Annotated in this window: 17 protein-coding genes and 1 tRNA gene; 7 read left to right on the forward strand and 11 right to left on the reverse strand. The window is 64.0% G+C overall.

Annotated features, from left to right (window positions below; translation table 11 throughout):
- Window positions 1-26: 26 nt before the first annotated feature.
- The 3 genes from rpsG to EMB92_RS03030 all read right to left on the reverse strand — a co-directional run bounded on the left by rpsG (window position 27) and on the right by EMB92_RS03030 (window position 1,348).
- Window positions 27-497 (reverse strand): 30S ribosomal protein S7, encoded by a 471-nt coding sequence (rpsG, locus tag EMB92_RS03020; RefSeq protein ID WP_043167139.1) that lies wholly within the window; start codon window positions 495-497, stop codon window positions 27-29.
- Window positions 498-502: 5 nt separating this feature from the next.
- On the reverse strand, window positions 503-874 hold the full coding sequence (gene rpsL / locus EMB92_RS03025) for a 30S ribosomal protein S12 (protein ID WP_003825774.1): 372 nt from the start codon (window positions 872-874) through the stop codon (window positions 503-505).
- Window positions 875-1,272: 398 nt separating this feature from the next.
- Window positions 1,273-1,348 (reverse strand) — tRNA-His (locus EMB92_RS03030).
- Window positions 1,349-2,011: 663 nt separating this feature from the next.
- Here EMB92_RS03030 and EMB92_RS03035 point away from each other — a divergent pair.
- Entirely contained in the window at window positions 2,012-3,037 is a 1,026-nt protein-coding gene (locus tag EMB92_RS03035; RefSeq protein WP_150393721.1) for a threonine aldolase family protein, read from the forward strand.
- Here the strand turns inward: EMB92_RS03035 and EMB92_RS03040 are convergent.
- Together EMB92_RS03040 and EMB92_RS03045 are read right to left on the reverse strand one after the other, a co-directional pair.
- Entirely contained in the window at window positions 3,021-4,220 is a 1,200-nt protein-coding gene (locus EMB92_RS03040) for a glycosyltransferase (protein ID WP_150393722.1), read from the reverse strand. The genes EMB92_RS03035 and EMB92_RS03040 overlap by 17 nt on opposite strands.
- Window positions 4,221-4,377: 157 nt before the next feature.
- Window positions 4,378-5,577, reverse strand: coding sequence for a pyridoxal phosphate-dependent aminotransferase (locus EMB92_RS03045; RefSeq protein WP_150393723.1), 1,200 nt, complete (start codon window positions 5,575-5,577; stop codon window positions 4,378-4,380).
- A gap of 302 nt (window positions 5,578-5,879) precedes the next feature.
- Between EMB92_RS03045 and EMB92_RS03050 the strand changes: the two genes are divergently transcribed.
- From EMB92_RS03050 to EMB92_RS03060, 3 genes are all read left to right on the forward strand, one after another.
- Entirely contained in the window at window positions 5,880-7,136 is a 1,257-nt protein-coding gene (locus EMB92_RS03050; RefSeq protein ID WP_223847533.1) for an ISL3 family transposase, read from the forward strand.
- 152 nt (window positions 7,137-7,288) lie between these two features.
- Complete coding sequence (gene purT / locus EMB92_RS03055; RefSeq protein WP_223847576.1) at window positions 7,289-8,548, forward strand: formate-dependent phosphoribosylglycinamide formyltransferase; 1,260 nt, start codon at window positions 7,289-7,291, stop codon at window positions 8,546-8,548.
- Window positions 8,549-8,644: 96 nt separating this feature from the next.
- Entirely contained in the window at window positions 8,645-9,010 is a 366-nt protein-coding gene (locus EMB92_RS03060; protein WP_150393725.1) for a VOC family protein, read from the forward strand.
- 295 nt (window positions 9,011-9,305) lie between these two features.
- On the opposite strand, the gene EMB92_RS03065 is transcribed toward EMB92_RS03060, so the two are convergent.
- The 6 genes from EMB92_RS03065 to EMB92_RS03090 form a co-directional block, all read right to left on the reverse strand.
- The gene (locus EMB92_RS03065; protein WP_043260022.1) at window positions 9,306-9,998 is read right to left on the reverse strand and encodes an L-ribulose-5-phosphate 4-epimerase; all 693 of its coding nucleotides are present in this window, start codon (window positions 9,996-9,998) and stop codon (window positions 9,306-9,308) included.
- Between the two features lie 122 nt (window positions 9,999-10,120).
- Window positions 10,121-11,008 carry an L-ribulose-5-phosphate 3-epimerase gene (locus tag EMB92_RS03070; RefSeq protein ID WP_150393726.1) on the reverse strand — a complete coding sequence of 296 codons (888 nt, stop codon included), beginning with the start codon at window positions 11,006-11,008 and terminating at the stop codon, window positions 10,121-10,123.
- Between the two features lie 76 nt (window positions 11,009-11,084).
- A complete protein-coding gene (locus EMB92_RS03075) occupies window positions 11,085-12,458 on the reverse strand; it encodes an MFS transporter (protein WP_150393727.1) in 1,374 nt (457 codons plus the stop codon).
- A 22-nt stretch (window positions 12,459-12,480) separates the two neighbouring features.
- Window positions 12,481-13,452 carry a sugar kinase gene (locus EMB92_RS03080; protein WP_150393728.1) on the reverse strand — a complete coding sequence of 324 codons (972 nt, stop codon included), beginning with the start codon at window positions 13,450-13,452 and terminating at the stop codon, window positions 12,481-12,483.
- A gap of 140 nt (window positions 13,453-13,592) precedes the next feature.
- Window positions 13,593-14,273: a 3-keto-L-gulonate-6-phosphate decarboxylase UlaD gene (locus tag EMB92_RS03085; protein ID WP_150393729.1), complete on the reverse strand. Its 681-nt coding sequence runs from the start codon at window positions 14,271-14,273 to the stop codon at window positions 13,593-13,595.
- 6 nt (window positions 14,274-14,279) lie between these two features.
- The gene (locus EMB92_RS03090) at window positions 14,280-15,269 is read right to left on the reverse strand and encodes a phosphotriesterase family protein (protein WP_043167105.1); all 990 of its coding nucleotides are present in this window, start codon (window positions 15,267-15,269) and stop codon (window positions 14,280-14,282) included.
- Between the two features lie 270 nt (window positions 15,270-15,539).
- Between EMB92_RS03090 and EMB92_RS03095 the strand changes: the two genes are divergently transcribed.
- The 3 genes from EMB92_RS03095 to EMB92_RS03105 all read left to right on the forward strand — a co-directional run bounded on the left by EMB92_RS03095 (window position 15,540) and on the right by EMB92_RS03105 (window position 21,276).
- A complete protein-coding gene (locus tag EMB92_RS03095; protein WP_043167103.1) occupies window positions 15,540-16,508 on the forward strand; it encodes a sugar-binding transcriptional regulator in 969 nt (322 codons plus the stop codon).
- A gap of 100 nt (window positions 16,509-16,608) precedes the next feature.
- Complete coding sequence (gene purC / locus EMB92_RS03100) at window positions 16,609-17,361, forward strand: phosphoribosylaminoimidazolesuccinocarboxamide synthase (RefSeq protein WP_043167102.1); 753 nt, start codon at window positions 16,609-16,611, stop codon at window positions 17,359-17,361.
- A 153-nt stretch (window positions 17,362-17,514) separates the two neighbouring features.
- Window positions 17,515-21,276, forward strand: coding sequence for a phosphoribosylformylglycinamidine synthase (locus EMB92_RS03105; RefSeq protein WP_150393730.1), 3,762 nt, complete (start codon window positions 17,515-17,517; stop codon window positions 21,274-21,276).
- Window positions 21,277-21,369: the final 93 nt, after the last annotated feature.

Consider the following 21,369-nt stretch of genomic DNA (forward strand, 5'->3'; position numbering starts at 1 on the left):
TTTCCTTAACTCTCGTTCTACTTGAATTACCAGCGGTAGTGAGCGAAGGCCTTGTTAGCCTCTGCCATCTTATGAGTATCCTCGCGACGCTTGACAGAAGCGCCGAGGCCGTTGGAGGCGTCGAGGATCTCGTTGGCGAGGCGCTCGGCCATCGTCTTCTCGCGACGGGCGCGGGAGAAGTCGGTCAGCCAGCGCAGGGACAGGGTGTTGGCGCGGTTCGGCTTGACCTCGACCGGGACCTGGTAGGTGGCGCCACCGACACGGCGGGAACGCACCTCGAGGGACGGACGGATGTTGTCCAGAGCGCGCTTGAGGACGGCGACCGGCTCCTGCTCGGTCTTCTCCTTGACGATGTCAAGAGCGGAGTAGACGATGTCCTCGGCGATCGACTTCTTGCCGTCGAGCAGGATCTTGTTGATCAGCTGCGCCACGACGGTCGAGCCGTAGATCGGATCGGGCAGAACGACGTGCTTCTTAGCGGGTCCTTTACGTGACATATCTCTTACTTCGCCTTCTTTGCTCCGTACAGGGAACGACCCTGCTTGCGGTCCTTGACACCCTGGGTATCGAGCGCGCCGCGCACGATGTGGTAACGAACACCCGGCAGATCCTTCACACGGCCGCCGCGCACGAGCACGATGGAGTGCTCCTGCAGGTTGTGGCCCTCGCCCGGGATGTAGGCGGTGACTTCGATGCCGGAGGACAGACGGACACGGGCGACCTTACGCAGTGCCGAGTTCGGCTTCTTCGGGGTGGTGGTGTAGACACGGGTGCACACGCCGCGACGCAGCGGGCTGCCCTTGAGCGCCAAAGTCTTCGACTTCTTCGGCTTCGGCGAACGTCCCTTACGGACGAGCTGTTCGATAGTAGGCAACTTGAATTCTCCGATTCAGTGTTATCTCTTGCTTTCGTGAGGCCCGCGACGCTGTGAACCGCACTCCCCCGACGCGCCCATATGCGCATCCGAATCGGAAAGTCAGCCACTGCCCACCGGCCCGATGGCCCGCTCATCTCTCGCCGCCGCATTACTGCGCGCGATGCATGCGATTCGCGGGATATCCCAACCCGCACGCCTGTCACATAAGGCATGCCGCTGGCACACACGAATATCTAGAATACGTTCAAGCTCGACAACGACACGCCGGAGTACCCTTCGGGTGCATACGGCATGCGGCGCACGCACGACACACCTCGCATGCCCCGGAGCAGGATACGCTGCGGATCGGTCCGCGAAAACAAGAAGGCCCCGGGGCTTTCGCCTCGGGGCCTCGGTGGGGTGGATAACGTGGCTCGAACACGCGACCTTCTGAACCACAATCAGATGCTCTACCAACTGAGCTATATCCACCATGTGGCGTTCTCCTTGACCGGCTTGCGTCGGTGTTGGACAACGAGTGGATACTATACATGAGTTTCCAAGGCTGTCCAACCTCGGCGTGTCGCGCTTGCGAAAACGCACTGATCGGTACGCAATATGTGCGATTCCCCAGTACGAACATCATACTTATGTTCGATTTTGTTCTCTTTCATCAAATCTTTATAACCACTACTCCTGATTGACTTCAAGCAGCATCAATAGCCCGTCCGACCGCGTGTTGATGTTCATTATCAGGGTATACTGCAAGTGAAGGCCGGAGTTTAAGATCGGCCGAGAATTCGGCAGGTCGCAACGAAGCGCAGAACGTCGTAAGACCGCAGGCGCAACGCCTTCGAAATAACTGAATATGGCGATAACGATTCGCGACAAGGCACGGTGAGGTCATACGGCGCAGGCGCCGGGCCGTGCACCCATCCAACGATGTGTACTGTGTGAGCTAAAAACGCCACGCTCCCCCAACGTGGCGACCAGGATGAGGCGAAACGTTCCATCACCTCCTTCCCCTATATCAGGCGGCCCTCGGAATTTTTCCCTTCGGTTCCGGGGGCCGCCTTTTGCCGTCGTTTGCCATCCGATCCACCCTGCGAACAGCGCAGTCGCCTTCCGACATGTTCCCGGCATAGACTCGTGACCATGCTTTCCTTCGAAAACGACTATTCGCGCGCCGCGCACCCCGCGATCCTCGACGCGCTCTCCCGTATCAACGACAACCTCTACCCCGGATACGGATCCGATCCGATCTGCGACTCCGCCAAGGAGAGAATCCGCACCGCCTGCGGCAAACCGGATGCCGACGTTTGGTTCCTGGTCGGCGGCACGCAGACCAATCAGGTCGTCATCGACGCGATCACCCCCGTCTACGCGGGCGTCGTCACCGTCTCCTCGGGGCATCCGAACGTGCACGAGGCCGGGGCGATCGAATACTCCGGGCACAAGGTGCTCACCCTCCCCCACCACGACGGCAAGATGGACGCCGACGAATTGGACGAGTACTGCGCCACGTTCTATGCAGACGACAACCACGAGCACATGGTCTTCCCCGGATGCGTGTACGTCTCCATCTCCACCGAATACGGCACGATGTACACCAAGGCGGAGCTCGAGCGTCTGGCCGAAGTCGCACACAAATACGACATGCCGCTCTTCGTCGACGGCGCACGCCTCGGATACGGACTGACCGCGACCGGATGCGACGTGACGCTGCCGGAGCTGGCGGACATCTGCGATGTGTTCTACATCGGCGGCACCAAGGTGGGGGCCATGTTCGGCGAGGCCGTCGTCTTCACCAAGCGCAACACGCCGAAGCACTTCCTTACACTCATCAAGCAGCACGGTGCACTGCTCGCCAAGGGATTCCTCCTCGGCGTGCAGTTCGACACGCTGTTCACCGACGACCTGTACTTCCGCATCGCACGCAACGCCAATGAGCAGGCCGACCGCATCCGCGAGGCACTGCGCGAGAAGGGGTACACGCTCACCTTCGACGCGCCCACCAATCAGATCTTCGTCACGCTCGACCAGCCCACCATCGACCGGCTGGAACAGCACGTGCGCCTCGGCTTCATGGAGAAGGCCGACGACACGCACACCGTGATGCGCATCTGCACCAGCTGGGCCACCACCGACGAGGAGACCGACGCGCTTATCGCGCTGCTGTAGCTGATGCGCCCGCCGTGGCGATCGCCTCGCGCTCCATGTCAACGAACTTGTGGACGGACGCCTCGACGGAGTAGTGCTCGCGCGTATGGACCGCATACCGGTCTCCCCATCGCGCGAGCTCATCGGGATGATCGATCCACCAGTCGATGCGCCGGGCGAGCATCGCCGCGTCACGCACCGGGAAGAGCGACTCATCAAGCAGCGCGAACTGGCTCGCCGCGGACAGTTCCGAGGCGGCGATCACCGGCACGAGACCGCTCGCCATTGCCTCGATCACGCTCACCGACTCGATGTCCGCTATCGAGCAGTGCACGAACAGGTCACATGAGCGCAGCAGCGCCGGCATGTCGGCATTACGGTGGAAACCGATGTCGGCCTTGCGCTTGAGCCGGCGGTTCGCACGGAACGTGAGATAGTGCTTGAGCGGTCCGGTGCCGGCGATGATCAGCTGAATGTCGCTGGCATGCCGGCTCATCGAGATCGCCTTGATCAGCGTGATCTGATCCTTCTCATGCGCGAGACGGCCTGAGGCGACGACGCGGAAGGGCACATGTGCCGGCTCGGATGGGTCTATGGGCTCACGCGCGACGAAGCGCGGCGAATACCCGTTCGAGATCACATGCATGACACCCTTGTAGCCATGCTCGCGTAACAGGCTCGCGGTCATCTCGGTGGGCGTGTGGATGTGATCGATGCGCTTGTACAGCCACTGTCGGAACAGCCAGTAGAGGAACTTCTCCATGCCGGGGATGTAGCGCAGCGGCCCCGCCGAATACAGGACGTTCTCCGGTTGCAGATGGAACCCCGCAGTCACGGGGATGCCCATCTGACGGGCGACCTTCGCGGCGCGGCGCCCGAATTTGAACGGCATGTAGATATGCACGACGTCGACGCCCTGAAAGGCGGTGCGGAAGAGCGTGTCGCTGGGCTGCGCGAACTGCATCTGCTGCTTGGCCGCCACCCAGGACACCAACGGGACCTTGTTCACGCGCGCCGGATACTCCGGCGCCCCGATGCCTACGAGTCGCACGTGATGCCCCTGGCGCCGTAGTTCGGCGGCCCATTGCAACGCCGAATTGGAGGTGCCGTTGCCCTGATTGCCTACCGTGTCCACCACCAGCGCGATGGTCAGCGGACGGTCGATGCTTTCCTCGCGCTCTTCCCTGATTTCACGTTCACGCATTGCTCCATGGTACGACTACGCTGATCGGGCAGCATTGTACACATTGCCGGTGAGTGGTGGGCAGCCGATGCACGACACGCTCCGGGCCGCTCCGGCCGAGTCTTTACGGTCATGCATTGGCTTGCCCACCACTCCCCCGGTTTTATCGTTTTTATCGTTACGCCAGCGCGCGTGTGATGAGCGATGCGGCTTCGTAGAGGTCCGCCTCGGGTCTGAGAAGGCTGAAGCGGACGTAGCCGTCGGAATGGGGGCCGAAGCAGGAACCGGGGATGACGGCGACGCCGGCGTGTTCAAGCAGCCACGCGGTGAATTCTGAGGAGGTGCCGAAGCCCTCCGGGACCCGAGCCCACAGGAACAGACCGCCATGCACCTCGGCCACGTCAATGCCGGCCTCGGTCAGGCCCTGAGTCAGCACCTGAGCCCGATGGCCGTAGACGGCGGCGAGCCGCGCAACCGAATGCAGGTCGCTGTTCAGTGCCACGGCTCCGGCCTGCTGGATGATGCTGGGGGCGAGCACGGTGGTCTGACGGTGGACCGCCTTGGCGGCGGCGAGGATCCGCGTGTTGCCGACGATCCACCCGCCACGCCAGCCGGCGACCATGAACATCTTCGACAGGGATCCAAGTTCGACGGCCACGTCGAGCGCACCCGGAATCTCCAGGATGCTGGGGCTGCGGCCTTGCTCCCTGCCGAATTCGATGCCGGCGTAAGCGAAGTCGTTCATGATCGCGAAGTGATGACGATGCGCGAGCTCCACGGCCCGCCGATAGAACGCCGGCGTTGCCACGGCGCCCGTGGGGTTGTTCGGATAGTTGAGGATGAGGAGCTTCGCCCGATCCCATAGCGCGGGGTCGACGGCGTCGAGATCGGGCAGATACCCGTGGTCCGGGTCGACGGGAATCGACGTGAAATCGCCCTTCGCAACGGCGGTGGAGCCCTCGTACTGAGGGTAGTACGGGTCCACCGCCACGACGAGATCGCCCTCGTCGACCAGTGCGTCGATCACCGTGGAGATGCCAACGGACGCGCCGGCGACGGCGAGGATCTGCATGGTCGTGTCGAGGGCGACGCCGTGACGGCTGTCATACCAGTGACGGATCGCGTCGAGATAGACGGGGATGCCGTCGAACTGCGGGTATCGGAAATAGGCGGGGTCGTGCGCGGCGTGGGCGAGCGCATCCTGCATGAACGAGGGCGGGACACCGTCCGGATTGCCTTTGGACAGGTCGATGATGTGACGTCCGGCCGCGATCGCCGCGGCCGCGCGGGCGTCGGCCTCGGCGAACGGGTTCGGGGGCAGCCCGGCCGCCCTTCGTGAGATCAGATGCTCGATGAACGACGGCGTGTCACTGCCCATGTTCTTCCCCTCAGACACCCCTCGGCATGTTGACTCTGCTATGACGTTTATGACGTTGGCCCGATCGTGTGTTCCATCGACCGGTGGTTCCACCATACGGCAGGTCGTGTTTCATGCTCAAGGGCGCGCCTATACGCGTTGGTTATAGCCGGTTACGCGTTGCGCGGCGCTGCGTCATATGAGGCGCTATTGCTGTTTTCGTGGGTGGTGGTTCGTGGTTGAGTCGTTGAGGGAGTAAGAGAAGAGCGCTTTCCGGGTAGGATGTTTTCGACCAAGATAAACAAGCAACCGCAAAGCGCCTGATGAACAGCATATTCAAACGTCTTCTCAACGTCAAAGGCATGGTGGTCGAGTCCGCGAGGATCGTCGATGGCCCCATGCGTCCCGAGCCCGTGCTCGAGGTGCGCGTGCGCCCGCGCGCGGGCATGCTCAGATGCTCGCGGTGCGGGCGGAGGCGCCCGGGCTATGACCGTGGCGGCGGGGTGCGCCGGTGGCGTCATCAGGACTTCGGCTGCTGGCGGGTGGAGCTGGTCGCCGCCATGCCGCGCGTGGACTGCCCCGGGTGCGGCGTGGTCGTCGCCACCGTGCCGTGGGCCGAGCCCGGGAGCCGGTTCACGCGTGATTTCGAGGCGGAGTGCGCGTGGCTGATGACGGTCGCCAACCAGAAGACGGTCAGCGGGTTCCTGCACGTGGCGTGGCGGACCGCGGGCCAGATCGCACGACGGGTCGCCGACCGGCTCAGGGAGACCATGCCGTGCCCGTTCGACCATCTCACGTCGATCGGCGTGGACGAGACCAGCTACCGGAAGGGCCACACGTATCTGACCGTCGTCGTCGACCACGAGCGGCATCGGGTCATCTGGGCGCACGACGGGTACGGCAGGGACGTGTTCGACCTGTTCTTCCGACAGCTCACCGACGAGCAGAAGGCATCCATCAAGGTGGTGACCGGCGACGGGGCGAGGTGGATCGACTCATGCGTCAAGGAGCACTGCCCGAACGCGGAGCGCGTGCTCGACGGGTTCCACATCGTCAGCTGGATGACCGACGCGCTCGACAGGGTCCGCAAACGCCTATGGAACGACGCGAGGCGCGACGGCGACCAGGAGACGACCAAGCGCATGCGCGGCGTCAAATACGCGGTCCTGAAGAACCCCGACCAATTGACCGACCGGCAGGACGAATCCCTCACCGCATTGGGGAACACGGACCCCAAGGGCCAGCTCTACCGCGCCTGGCAGCTCAAGGAGCTCCTGCGCAACCTGCTCAAGCACCCGCTCGGACAGGCCGCCGCGGAGCTCAGACACTGGGTGTTCTGGGCGTCCCACAGCCGCATCCCCGAGATCGTCGAACTCTCCAAAAAGATCCGCAGACGCCGCCCCGACATCCTCAGGACGATCGAGCTGGGCTACTCCAACGCGAGACTCGAGGCGTTCAACAACCGGATCAAGGTCACCATCCGCATGGCCTACGGCTTCCACCACGTCGACAACCTCATCGGCCTGATCATGCTCCGATGCGGCGGCCTCGACATCCGACTACCGGAACCCGCCAACTAACCCACGAAAACAACAGAAGCCTCTCATATGACATATGACATATGACGAGCGGATCCCGGGCCGGACGGACGGATTTCGACGTGTTCTATGGGCGATGCGAGAATGTGCACATGACCGATAACGCACAGATTCCCAACGATTCCGCTTCCTCCATGCACGAATCCGGTTCGCGGCGCGTGCTGGGCACTCCGCTCGGCGACCGTCCGACGCGCGTACTGTTCCTCGGCTCGGGCGAGCTCGGCAAGGAGGTCACGATCGAGCTGATGCGGCTTGGCGCGTGGGTGTGCGCCGCCGATTCATATGAGGGCGCGCCGGCGCAGCAGGTCGCGCATGAGCATCGCGTATTGGATATGGCGAATGCGGACGAGCTGCGCGCATTGTTCGATGAGGTTCACCCGGACATCGTCGTACCTGAGGTCGAGGCGATCGCCACGTCCGAGCTTGCGGATGCGGCCGCCCGTGGCATTCAAGTGGTGCCGAGTGCAGAGATCGCGGCGATCTGCATGGATCGCGAACGTCTGCGCGTGATCGCGCATGAGGAACTGGGACTCCCCACCACGCCGTATCGTTTCGCCGGCTCGCTGGCCGAACTGCGCGAGGGCGCCGACGAGGTCGGCTATCCGTGCGTGGTCAAGCCGGTGATGAGCTCGTCCGGACACGGTCAGTCGGTCGTGCGTTCGGCCGATGCGATCGGGGCGGCGTGGACGGAGGCGCAGGAGGGCCGTCGCGCGGCCGATGAGGGCGATGTGTCGCGCGTGATCGTCGAGGCGCTGGCGCCGTTGGACTATGAGCTGACCGTGCTGACGGTGTCGTCGTCGGCCGGGATCGTGACGTGCGCGCCGATCGGCCAGCGTCAGGAGTCGGGCGATTATCGCGAGTCGTGGCAGCCGGCCTCGGCGTCGGACGCCGTGCTCGCCGAGGCCGGTCGCATCGCACGTGCGGCCGTCGAGGGACTGGTGGCCAAGGCGAGGACGACCGGGGAGACCGGCTGGGGCGTGTTCGGCGTGGAGCTGTTCGTACTGACCGATGGCCGCGTGCTGTTCAACGAGGTCTCCCCCCGCCCGCATGACACGGGCATGGTGACGATGGCCTCGCAGCGCCTGAGCGAGTTCGCGCTGCACGCCCGCGCGATTCTCGGTCTGCCGGTCACCGAGGGGCACGTGGCGCTGTCCCTGCCGGCCGGGTCCGTGGCGGCGAGCCACGCGATCGTGGTTGCCGGCGATGGTGAGGCGGAGTTCTCCGGCCTCGCCGAGGCATTGGCCGAGCCGGGCACCGAACTGCGCATCTTCGCCAAGCCCGAGGTGCACGGGCATCGCCGTATGGCGGTCGCGCTGGCGATCGGCGATTCCGAGGCGGATGCGCGTGCCAGGGCCGCCCATGTGGCCGACGCGCTGACGATCGACGTACGCTAGTCCCCCTTAAGGCCGAATCGTGACCTTGCATGCCATGCCTGCGCCCCGCGGCCGATAATGGTTACGGGATGTTTCCCGTCCACAAGGAGGTTTGTCATGATCGATCACATCGGACTGTTCGTCGCCGACGCGAACGAGCGCGCGGAGTTCTACGCCAAGCTGCTGGCCCCGCTGGGCTACGAGAAGAAGCATGAATTCCCGGGTGCGGTGTGCTTCGCCAACGCCGAGGACGGTGACAGCGTGTGGCTGGAGTCGCCGAAGGACGGCAACCCCGTGGTGCCGACTCATGTCGCGTTCCGCGCCAAGAGCGAGGACGCGATCAAGGCGTTCCATGAGGCGGGTCTTGCCGCGGGCGGCGTCGACAACGGCCAGCCCGGACCGCGTCCGAACTACGGGCCAACCTATTACGCCGCGTTCATCCACGACCCGGACGGCAACAACATCGAGGCGATGCTGAGTTGACGCTTGCGTACCGTTGCAGCGAATCATTCTCAATAACAAACGTGTGAGGATTGACACCTCGTCAATCGCACATAAAAAGCGAACAGGCGCCGGAATTCCAACGATTCCGGCGCCTGTTCGTTTGTGCGTCTGTGTGCGGCAGGCTCACACTTTCGTTATTGAGAACGATTCGCTGCAAGCCCTCAGTGCTGGCGTAGTCAGCGGTGAGGTAACGCGTGCGGTATCGGTGCGACGCAGGATGAAGGCGTACGGCGGTACGTCGAATCCTGCGACGCGCCGATAACGCTCCGTTACCTCAGTGCTGACCGTAGACGTTCTGGTAACGATCGTTGAGCTTATCGATGTCCTCCTGCGGGATCTCGATGATCTCGCCGAGCTGACGCGCCGCCCACATCGTGTGCGCCACCTCCTCGGTCATCGCCGCAGCCTTCACCGCGGCCTCAGCATCCTTGCCGATGGTGAACGGACCATGATTCTGCATCAGCACGGCCGGGGACTTCGGGTACTTCGCCAGCGTCTCCACCACGCCCTTGCCGATCGCCTCGGAGCCGATCAGACGGAACGGACCCACCGGCACCGGACCACCGAACTCGTCACCCATCATCGTCAGACCGCACGGGATGTTCTGACCCGTAGCAGCCCAAGCGGTGGCGTAGGTGGAGTGCGTGTGCACCACACCATACACGCCCGGCATGTTGCGATAGATGTACGCATGCGACGCCGTATCCGAGCTCGGCGCCTCGGAGCCGTCGACCACGTTGCCCTCGAGGTCGGTGACGACCATCGAGTTCGGCGTCAGGTTCTCGTAGCGCACGCCGGACGGCTTGATCACCATCAGGTCCGCGGTGTGCAGACGCTGCGACACGTTGCCCGCCGTCCACACGACCAGATTCCACTTGATCAGCTGCTGGTGCAGATTCGAGACCACCTCACGCACCTGCTTGACCTCGGCACGCACCTCCGGACCATAATCAGCCAAAGTAGCCATTGTTGGGTTTCCTTTCTTGGATTGTCGAATATCTTTCTGTTTTTGCCAGCTATCGCATCAACTACCCCTCAGACCCGCTCCAGCTCCCCTGACAAGGGGAGCCAGAGCAGGGTTGGCGAGCCTTACGCGGCGCGGCGCAGGACGGGTTCCTGGGTGATGCCGACCTTGTCGAACAGGTAGTCGAAGTACTCCTTGGCCTTTTTGACTTCGGCAATCGGATCGTCGGCCTTGCTGGTCCACATCTCGACCGTGTAGCTGCCGTTGTAGCCGAGCCGGTTGAACAGGCGCAGCACTGCCTCGAAGTCGACGGTGCCGTCGCCGAACGGGACCTCCTTGAACTGTCCGGGGAAGTCGGGGGTGACCGGCTTGGTGTCCTTCAGGTGCACGGCGACGATGTTGTCGATGTTCGATTCGATCTCGTGCGCCACGTCGTTCTCCGGCCATGCGGTGAGGTTGCCGACGTCCGGGTAGGCCTGAAGGAACGGGCTGTGGATCTGGGTCTTGAGATAGTCGACCTTGCTCAGCGAGTTGAGGAATGGGTCGTCCATGGTTTCGATGGAGAGCATGACCATCTTCTTGGCGGCCATTTCGACGCAGGTGCGCAGGTTCTCGACGAACCATTCGCGGCTCGACTCGGTTTTCGGCTCGTAGTACACGTCGTATCCGGCCATCTGGATGTTGCGCACGCCGAGGTCGACGGCCAGGTCGATGGCCTTGGCCATCATGTCGAGGGCCTTGGCGCGCACGGCCGGATCGGCCGATCCGAGCGGGAAGCGGCGGTGTCCGGAGAGCATCAGGGTGTTGATGCGGCTGCCGGTCTTCCACATGGCGTTGCGGAAGAGCTCACGCTCCGATTCGTTCCAGTCGAGTCGGGCGAGGCGTTCATCGCTTTCGTCGATGGAGAACTCGAGGAAGTTGAAGCCCAGATCGTGGACGAGATCGAAGGTCTCCTCCCATGTCAGGCCCATGGGCAGGGCCTTTTCGTAGATGCCTACGGCATTGACGGTCATGATGCGTCCTTTTGGAAATGTTGGGAATAACGGGGAATAAATCAGGGAAACCAGAAGCGGGAATCAGGGCCTCGGATCAGAGCGACTCGAGGTTCTTGCCCTTGGTCTCGCGGGCGAACAGGTAGATGATCGCGCCGACCACGAGGCAGCATCCGAAGAAGGTGAAGGCCGTGGTGATGACGTTCAGGCTGATGTTCTGGGAGACTGCGCTGCCGCCGACGAGCACGCCCATCAGGGAGGGGCCGACGATCTTGGCGATCGCGCCGAGGCCATAGCCCAGGCCGATGCCGGTGGAGCGTACCTCGTTGGAGAACTGCTCGGATCCGAAGGCGTTGATGATGCCGAACACGCCGTCGGCGAACATCATGATGATGAGCACCTCGACGTAGAACGCCCAGCCGGAGTCGTGGAACAGCGCGGCGGCGAAGCATGCGGCGGCGCCGATCATGCCGTACATGAACATCGTCCAGCGGCGGCCGATGCGGTCGGCGAGCCATGCGGAGCCGAATCGTCCGAGGCAGTCGGCGACGGCCACGCCCATGAACAGGTAGGCGACCATCTGGGTGTCGAATCCGAATGCGTCCTTGAGCAGCGTCTGTCCCCAGGACTGGATGGCGAAGCTGCCGAGAATGAAGCAGAACGAGCCGAGCGAGACGATGACGAGCGGGCGCAGGTGATGCGCGAACAGCTCCCCGTAGGACGCCTTCCTCTCGACCTTGACCTCCGGCAGTTCGCCGACCTCGCTCTCGGGGATGTCCATCGCCCAGGCGAGCGACTTGCGGGCCTCGTCGTTGCGCCCCTTGAGCAGGTAGAAACGCGGGGATTCGGGAACGAAGTGGATCCAGACGAGCAGGAGCACGGACACAAGGCTCAGCGAGACGAGCACACGCCAGTTGTCGCCGACGATGCGCTGGCAGATCGATCCGAGCAGCAGACCCATCGGAATGAACACCGAGGCGAGGCCGGCGAGCAGACCTCGTTGCTTGGATGGCACGAACTCCTGGACGTACGGGATGGAGGTGATGTTGAGGCCGCCCACACCCATGCCGACGCCGACACGGCAGATCGCATACAGGTACCACGCGCCGTTCGGAATGAACAGTGTGAGCACCGTGAACACGAGGAAGAAGATCACGCACCAGCGGAAGGAGCCGCGCCGGCCGATGCGGTCGGACATGCGTCCCCACAGGATCGAGCCGGCCACGGTCCCGAGCCCCGTGCAGGAGGTGATGATGCCGGCCTGTACGCCGGTCAGGTTCCAGGCTCCGGTCAGCAGGGCGATCACGAAGCCGACCATGAAGATGTCAAAGAACTCGGCGATGTTGCCGACGACGGCGAGCGCGACGAGGCTTTTCTGATGCCCGGTGAGGGGACGGGAGTCGATCTGCTCGTATGCGGTGACGGCGGACGCGGCGGCGGCCGACGATGCGGCGGAGGTTGGTGAGGTCATGACGTTCAACGCTCCCCGGCCGTCAGCGGTCGATGTCGGTGCCGAGCGGGATGTCGAGCTCGCCGGGGCGCACGCGGGTCAGATCGCCCTTGTGCGTCAGGGCCACCTTGGAGGCGTACTGGCCCCACTTGACGCCTTCGCGGATGTCGCCGGACAGATAGCCGTGGATGGTGGCGGAGACGAAGGAGTCGCCGGCGCCGGGACGGTCGATGACGTTCACCGGGGTGGTGCGGTAGGGGTAGAAGCCCTCGCGGCCGCGCAGGTAGGGGCCTTCGGTGTGGTTGGTGGAGACGACGTACTTGCAGCCGAAGCGGTTCTGCAGTTCGGCGGTGACCTCCTCGGGGGTGCCGGTGATGCCGAACACCTTCTCGGCGTCGGCAATGGAGCAGAACAGGACGCTCGCCTGCCTGGCGATGGGCTCAAGGACCTCGCGGGCCTTCTCACCGCTCCACAGCTTGCGGCGGAAGTTCACGTCGAGGATGACCTCGACGCCACGCTTGACGGCCTCGTCGGCGGCGTAGCGCACGACTTCGGCGGTGGTGTCGGTCAGGGCGGCGGTGATGCCGGTCAGGAAGATGACCTTGGTGTCGAGGATCTCGTCCCAGTCGTAGTCGTCGATGCCGGTGGCGCGGAAGGTGGTCCATTCGCGGTCGTAGATGACGTTGGCGGGCATCGGGTATTCGCCGGGCTCCATGAAGTACAGGGCGGTGCGGCCGCCGGGACGGCGGACCATGGTGTCCATGTGGACGCCGACGGAACGGTATTCGGCGAGGATGTAGTCGCCGAGGTCGCCTTCGGGCAGGGAGCTGGTCCACAGGGTCTCGCGTCCGAGCTGGGAGAGCAGGCCGGCGACGTTGGCCTCGGAGCATGCGGGGTTCATGTGGACGGAGCGGGTGAACATCAGTCGTTCGCCGCGTCCGACGGTGAGGCGGATCTGGCCTTCGCCGATGGTGGAGAGATCGTACTTGGGTGACTTGGCGGCGTTAGCGGTCATGTCGCACTTCCTTGTGTCTATAATCGGGTTGGAAATTCTTGGGATTGTTCGAAAATGTCGGGAGTTTCGTGAGGGACATCCCCGGGCTAGGGGGATGTCCCTTTTCCATTGGAGGGCGGGCCGGCCATCCCGCGGCGGCCTTACTCGGGCCACACCTCGTTGATGGTGTTCTTCAGTTCGGTGGCGGCGGCGAGCGGATCCTCGGCCTTGACAATGCCTCGACCGGAGATGATCACGCCGACCGGAGCGCCCTGGAAGAACGGGATGTCCTTGACGTTCACGCCACCGGTGACGGTGACGGTGAAGCCCATGGCGTGCAGCTCCTTGATGCGCTCGATGTCGTTCGGCCCCCACTTGAGGGTACCGGCGACCTCGGCGTCACGAGAGCGGTGGACGATGACGTGCTTGGCGCCGAGCTCCTTCCACCTGCGCGCCTTGTCGGCGTCGTAGTCCTCGCCGAGCTCAATCTGCACCTCGCCGCCGAACTCGTCGGCGACCTTGACGACCTGCTCGACGGTGGTCAGGGAGGCCCCGGCCACGACCGACACCCAGTTGGCGCCGGCCTCGAAGCAGTTGCGGGCGATCAGGGCGCCGGCCTCGGCGATGCGCACGTCGGCCAGGATCGTCTTGTCCGGGTAGAGGGCGCGGATCTCACGCACGGCCTTGAGGCCTTCGGCGATGATGAGGATCGTGCCGCATTCGATGACGTCGATCTGGCTGATGGCCTTGTTGAGGGGCCTCAGGGCGCTCGGCATGTCAGTGGTGTCGAGTGCGATCTGCAGACGCGGACGCTGGAGTTTCGTTTCGGTTGCCTCAGCCATCGTGGATCAGCCCTCCTTCTTGAAGGTGAAGAACTCCTGGGCGTTCTTCATGAGCAGCTTCTCGATGTACTCGCGGTCGAAGCCCTCGTCGACCATGCGCGGACCGTCGACGGCCGGGTTGTAGTCGACGCCGGAGGTGGCGCCGTACGCCTTCTGGTAGCCGCGCTTGCCGGAGTCGGTGCCGAGCAGGATGCGGTCGGCGAAACCATCCTCGTAGAAGGCCTTCAGCTCCATCATGCGGTTGGAGTCCGGCTGGTACTTGATGCGGTTGGTGCCGTCGATCTCGAGGTAGACGCCGAGCTTCAAAATCTGCTCGAGGTAGTACACGTCGGCGTTGCGCTGGATGTGGCCGATGGCGATCTGGTTGGCCGGCACGCCCAGCTCGAGGAAGCCCTCGGCCTGCTCGAGGCCGCAGGTGCCGTAGGTGGTGTGGGTGTTGATCGGGCAGCCGGTCTCGATGGCGGCGATGGCGGCGGCCTCCATGCACTTGCGCTCGAACTTGGTGATCTTGCCGTACGCGGTGCCGACCTTGATGACGCCGGCCTTGTACGGGGTGCGCTCGACGATCGGGCCGGAGTAGTCGTTCTTGTCGATGCCCTCACGGATGTCGGCGATGACCAGTTCGGCGACCTTGTCGACGTCGTAGCGGTTGATCCAGTGGGACTGGGTCTCGAGGTAGACGTGTTCGCGGTGGAAGCCGGTGGCGGCGATGACCTGCAGGCCGTCGACGGCCTTGGTGACCTCGGCCAGCTTGTTCAGGTCGCGGCCGCAGTTGATCGGGCACATGTCGACGACGGTGCCGCCGTTCGGGCTCCACTTCTTGGAGGCCTCGGCGAAGTAGCCGCCCTCCTCGATGGCCTTCTCGACGGAGTCGAGCTGGTGGTCGCCGTCAATGTAGACCTCGCCGGCGCCGACGCGGATCAGGTGGTCGTGGCAGTCCACCACGCCGAGGGTGCTGGGATCGACGTCTCCGAAGATCGTACGTGCGAATGCCATGGTTGTACTCCTTTGTTGCTTTGTGTTGTGGTCTGCTGCGGTGTCTTCCGCTGTGAGGCACCGGTTCTTCTCGCCTTGGGTTTCCCCTTGGTTCGGCTGACGGTTATCAATCTATGTGCGACACGCCAGAATAACCATGACACCAATGAACAGATGTTCATAGACACAATCGTTCATCCATACAAGCAACCAACAAATACTGGAATCGCAAGGAAAAACAACTCAAATACCATCTTGCCCAATCCATGCTATTGGAGCTAACATGAACATATGTTCAACGATGACGTCATGATGGCGACTTCCACCTCCCGCAAGCACATCGATCTGATGCTCAAGGTGGCCCGCGCCTACTATCTGGACGACAAGACCCAGTCCGAAATCGCCAAGGAGATCGGCTACTCCCGGCCGACCGTCTCCCGACTGCTCAAGGAGTCGCGTGAAAGCGGCATCGTGCACATCACGATCGGGCACACGCTCGAACGCATGCGCTCCCTAGAGGATGGGCTCAAACGCAGGTACGGCCTGAGGCACGCGCGCGTGGCCGAGGTGCGGCCCGGCGAGGACCCGAGAACGATCGTGCCCCGCTACGCGGCCGCGCTGTTTGCCGAGACGTGTGCGCCCGACTCGCTGATCACCGTGTCGAACGGCAATGCGGTGGCCGCCACCGTGCGTGAGGTACCGGTGTGCGACTGGCCCAAATCGAACGTCGCACAGATGCTCGGCACCCTGAGCCCCGACAATCCGATGACCGACTCCCCCGATATCTGCCGCATGCTCGCACAGCGCATCGGCGGCACGTTCACGATACTGCCCGCGCCGATGATCCTGTCGAGTCCTGAGCTCGCACGCGCGATGCGTCAGGAACCGCAGATCGCGACCGCGCTGGCTTTGGGCGGCGGCGCGGACGTGGCGATCGTCGGCGTCGGCGCGGTCACCACGGAACGCTCCGGGCATATCTTCGACGCATACATCGACCAGCGCAAGGCGGCAGACCTGCACGCCCACGGCGTGGTCGGCCACATCTGCGGCCACCACATCGACGCGCAGGGGCGGCACGTCACGACCGACCTGTGCGAGCGGACGATCTCGATCGACATCGAACGCCTCCACCGCATCCCGCTGGTCATCGGCGTGGCATGGGGGTCGGTCAAGACGCCGGCCATCCGCGCGTGCCTGATCGGAGGGCTCATCTCCGCGCTCGTCACCGACCAGTCGACGGCCGAGGCGCTGCTCGCGTAAGCCCGCGACGCACCCCCGCAGTGTCACCGCCGATTGCTACCCTTTTTACCGTTAGTTCACCCAGAAATGCCGCTTCACAAGCACGATTTGGAAGGCGATAATGGAAAAACTGGACATGCTCTACCAGGGCAAAGCCAAGAAGATGTACGCGACCGATGACCCGGATGTGCTCTGGGTCGAATACATGAACCAGGCGACTGCGTTCAACGGCGAGAAGAAGGAACAGATCGCCGGCAAGGGCAACCTGAACAACCACATCACCTCCGTCATCTTCGACCTGCTCAAGGCCCGCGGAGTGGACAGCCACTTCATCAAGCGCATTTCCGACACCGAGCAGCTGGTGAAGAAGATGGACATGTTCCCGCTCGAGATCATCATGCGCAACACCGCCGCCGGTTCCTTCGCCAAGCGCTACGGCGTCGAAGAGGGCACCCCGCTCAAGAAGCCGATCCTCGAGTTCTGCCTGAAGTCCGATCCGCTGAACGACCCGTTCATCAACGACGACGGCATCGTGGCGCTGGGACTGGCCACCGAGGAGGAGCTCGCCGAGATCTCCCGCATCGCCCGCGCCGTGAACGATGGCCTCAAGGACATCTTCTCCAAGATCGACGTCCAGCTCGTGGACTTCAAGATCGAGGAGGGCAAGACCTCCGACGGCACCATCCTGCTCGCCGACGAGATCACCCCGGACACCTGCCGCCTGTGGGATCTCAAGGACAAGAGCGGCAAGATCGAGCACCTCGACAAGGATCTGTTCCGCCGCGATCTGGGCAACATCATCCCCGCGTACGAGGAGATCTACGGTCGCCTGCTCAAGCTGGCCGAGGCCGAGGGCATCGAACGCGCCGAGTGACCCGTACACTGGCTCCCGTTGATGGAATCGTCACGCCTTGCAGGGCGTACGGGTCCGACGACGGGAGCCAGTTTCGATTGCGCACAGAACCCCTTACGGTTCTTCCATCTTCGCAACACTGTTTTCGAGTAACTTTCAGTGGAAAGGAATCCCATGGTTTTCCGCGTGTACGTGGAGAAGAAGCCCGGCTTCGACGTCGAGGCCCAGCAGCTGGACACCGAGCTCAAAACCATTCTCGGCATCGCCGGCCTCAAGCGGATCCGCATCGTCAACCGTTATGACGTGGAGGGCATCGACAAGGCCCTGTTCGACAAGGTCACGCCCACCGTGTTCAGCGAGCCGCAGGTCGATGACGTGTACGCCGACCTGCCGGACTTCGGCAAGGCCTCGGTGTTCGCCACCGAGTTCCTGCCCGGCCAGTTCGACCAGCGCGCCGACTCCGCCGCCGAATGCATTCAGCTGATCTCGCAGGGCGAGCGCCCGACCGTGCGTTCCGCGAAACTGTACGCCCTCGAGGGCGATCTGACGGACGCGGACGTCGAGGCGATCAAGCGCTACGTCATCAACCCGGTCGAGGCGCGCGAGGCAGATCTCGGCGTCAAGGAGACGCTGAAGACCAAGGTGCCCACCCCGGGCAAGGTCGAGGTCATCGCCGGATTCAACGAGATGGACGCCGAGGCCGGACAGCGCTTCATCGACGAGCGTGGGCTCGCCATGGATCTGGCCGATCTCGAGTTCTGCCAGAAGTACTTCGCCGAGGAGGGCCGCGAGCCCACAATCACCGAGATCAAGGTGATCGACACCTACTGGTCCGACCACTGCCGCCACACCACGTTCGGCACCCGCCTGACCGACGTCGCGATCGACGACGACACGGTCAGGGACGCGTTCGAGCGCTATCTGGAGCTGCGCCGCGAGCTCGGCCGCGAGAACAAGCCCGTATGTCTGATGGACATGGGCACGATCGGCGCGAAGTGGCTCAGGAAGAACGGCATCCTCACCGGCCTCGACGAGAGCGAGGAGATCAACGCCTGCACCGTCAAGGTGAAGGTCGACGTCAACGGCGAGATGCAGGACTGGCTGTTCCTGTTCAAGAACGAGACGCACAACCACCCCACGGAGATCGAACCGTTCGGTGGCGCGGCCACCTGCATCGGCGGCTGCATCCGCGATCCTCTGTCCGGCCGCTCCTACGTGTATCAGGCGATGCGCGTGACCGGCGCCGCCGATCCGACCGTGCCGGTCTCCGAGACGCTCGAGGGCAAGCTCCCCCAGCGCAAGCTCGTGACGACCGCCGCCGCCGGCTACTCGTCCTACGGCAACCAGATCGGTCTGGCCACCGGCCAGGTCAACGAGATCTACCATCCGGGCTACGTGGCCAAGCGCATGGAGGTGGGCGCGGTCGTGGCCGCCACCCCGGCCGATCACGTCCGCCGCGAGACCCCCGCCCCCGGCGACAGGATCATCCTCCTGGGCGGCCGTACCGGCCGTGACGGCATCGGTGGTGCGACCGGCGCCTCGAAGGCGCACAACGTCGAATCGCTCGAGCTCGACGGCGCCGAGGTGCAGAAGGGCAACGCGCCGGTCGAGCGCAAGCTGCAGCGTCTGTTCCGCCGCGGCGACGCCTGCCGTCTGATCAAGCGCTGCAACGACTTCGGCGCCGGCGGCGTGTCCGTGGCGGTCGGCGAGCTGGCCGACGGCCTGTACGTGGACCTCAACACCGTGCCGAAGAAGTACGAGGGTCTCGACGGCACCGAGCTGGCCATCTCCGAATCGCAGGAGCGCATGGCCGTCGACGTCGCGGCCGAGGACGTCGACGAGTTCCTCGGCTACGCCCGCGAGGAGAACCTCGAGGCGACGGTGATCGCCACCGTGACCGAGGACCCGCGCATGGTGATGACCTGGAACGGCGACGAGATCGTCAACCTCAAGCGCGAGTTCCTCGCCTCCAACGGCGCGCCGAAGCATCAGGCCGTGCACGTCGAGGCGCAGCAGGCGTACGAGGTGCCGGCCGCATGGCGCTCCGGCTCCCTCAACGAGCGCATGCACGCCCTGGTGACCGACCTCAACGTGGCGTCCAACAAGGGCCTGTCCGAGCGCTTCGACTCCACGATCGGCGCAGGCACCGTGCTCATGCCGTTCGGCGGCACGAGGCAACTCACCCCGAACGAGGCGATGGTCGCCAAGTTCCCGGTGTTCGGCGAGACCACCACCGCCTCGGCGATGGCATGGGGCTTCAACCCGTACATCATGGAGAGGAACCAGTTCACCGGCGCATACCTGTCCGTCGTCGAATCGCTCGCCAAACTGGTCGCCGCCGGCTTCGAGCATGAGAAGGCGTACCTGAGCTTCCAGGAGTACTTCGAGAAGCTGCGCGACGAGCCCGAGCGCTGGGGCAAGCCGACGGCTGCCGTGCTGGGCGCCCTGATGGCGCAGATCGACCTCGGCGCCGGCGCGATCGGCGGCAAGGACTCCATGTCCGGATCGTTCGAGGCGCTCGACGTGCCGCCGACGCTGATTTCCTTCGCCGTGGCCGTAGGCAACATGAAGCGCGCCACCTCCCCCGAATTCAAGGGCGCCGGACACCGCGTCGTGCGCATCGCGCCGCGCTACCTCGCCGACGGTCTGACGCCGGACAAGGACTCCCTGCTCGACGCGTTCGGACTGATCGAAGAGCTCACCGACTTCGGCACCGCGCTGGCCGTGTCCACGCCGGGCTACGGCGGCACCGCCGAGGCGCTGTTCAAGATGACGGTGGGCAACGGCATCGGCCTGACCCTGAACGACGACATCGCGATCGACGACCTGTTCGCTCCGGCGTACGGCTCGTTCATCGTCGAGCTCAAGGACAACGAAAAGATCCCGGCCGTCTCCAACCTCGTCGAGGTGGGCGAGATCGGCGTGACCTCCTCCGAGTACGAGTTCGTCGCCGGCGGCGAGGCCATCGACCTCGCCGAACTGCAGAACGCGTGGGAGGGCGGCATCGAATCCGTGTTCCCGTACCGTTCCTACGGTGCAGAGAAGGGAGAGACCGTCGAGACGGTCGACTTCCACGTGGCGGATCATGAGGCCGACGGCGTGAAGAAGACCGTGTACACGGGCGCCGGCGTGGCCAAGCCTCGCGTGATCATCCCCGTGTTCCCCGGCAACAACTGCGAGTACGACTCGGCGGCCGCGTTCGAACGCGCCGGCGCCGAGGTCTCGACGCTGATCGTCAACAACCTGACGCCCGAGGCCGTGGCCGAATCCACCGCCAAGCTGGTCGAGGAGATCAACAAAAGCCAGATCGTGATGATCCCGGGCGGCTTCTCCGGCGGCGACGAGCCGGACGGTTCCGCCAAGTTCATCACCGCGTTCTTCCGCGCCCCGGCCGTCACCGAGGCGGTGCGCGACCTGCTGAAGAACCGCGACGGTCTGATGCTGGGCATCTGCAACGGCTTCCAGGCGCTCATCAAGCTGGGTCTGGTGCCGTTCGGCGACATCGTCGACATGAACGCCGACTGCCCGACGCTGACGTTCAACACGATCGGCCGTCACCAGAGCCGTCTGGTGCGCACGCGTGTGGCCTCCGACCTGTCCCCGTGGCTCGCGAAGACGTCGGTCGGCGACGTGCACACGGTCGCCATCTCGCACGGCGAGGGCCGCTTCGTCGCCTCCGACGAGGTGCTGGCGCAGCTTAGGGCCAACGGCCAGATCGCCACGCAGTACGTGGACGAGTCCGGCGTGCCCGGCATGGATCTCGCGGTGAACCCGAACGGCTCGATGCTCGCGATCGAGGGCATCACCAGCCCGGACGGCCGCGTGTTCGGCAAGATGGGTCACTCGGAGCGCTCCGGCAGCGGCCTGTACGTGAACGTCCCCGGCGACAAGTACCAGCCGATCTTCGAGGCCGGCGTCGAATACTTCGCCGCCTGAGGCCACCGATAATCGACGCATGACGTAAGAGGCCGGTTTCCGCCAGATGACACATCATTCTGGCGGGAACCGGCCTCTTATTCGCTCATCCGC

The sequence above is a fragment of the Bifidobacterium callitrichos genome (assembly GCF_008698085.1).
GTDB lineage: Bacteria > Actinomycetota > Actinomycetes > Actinomycetales > Bifidobacteriaceae > Bifidobacterium > Bifidobacterium callitrichos.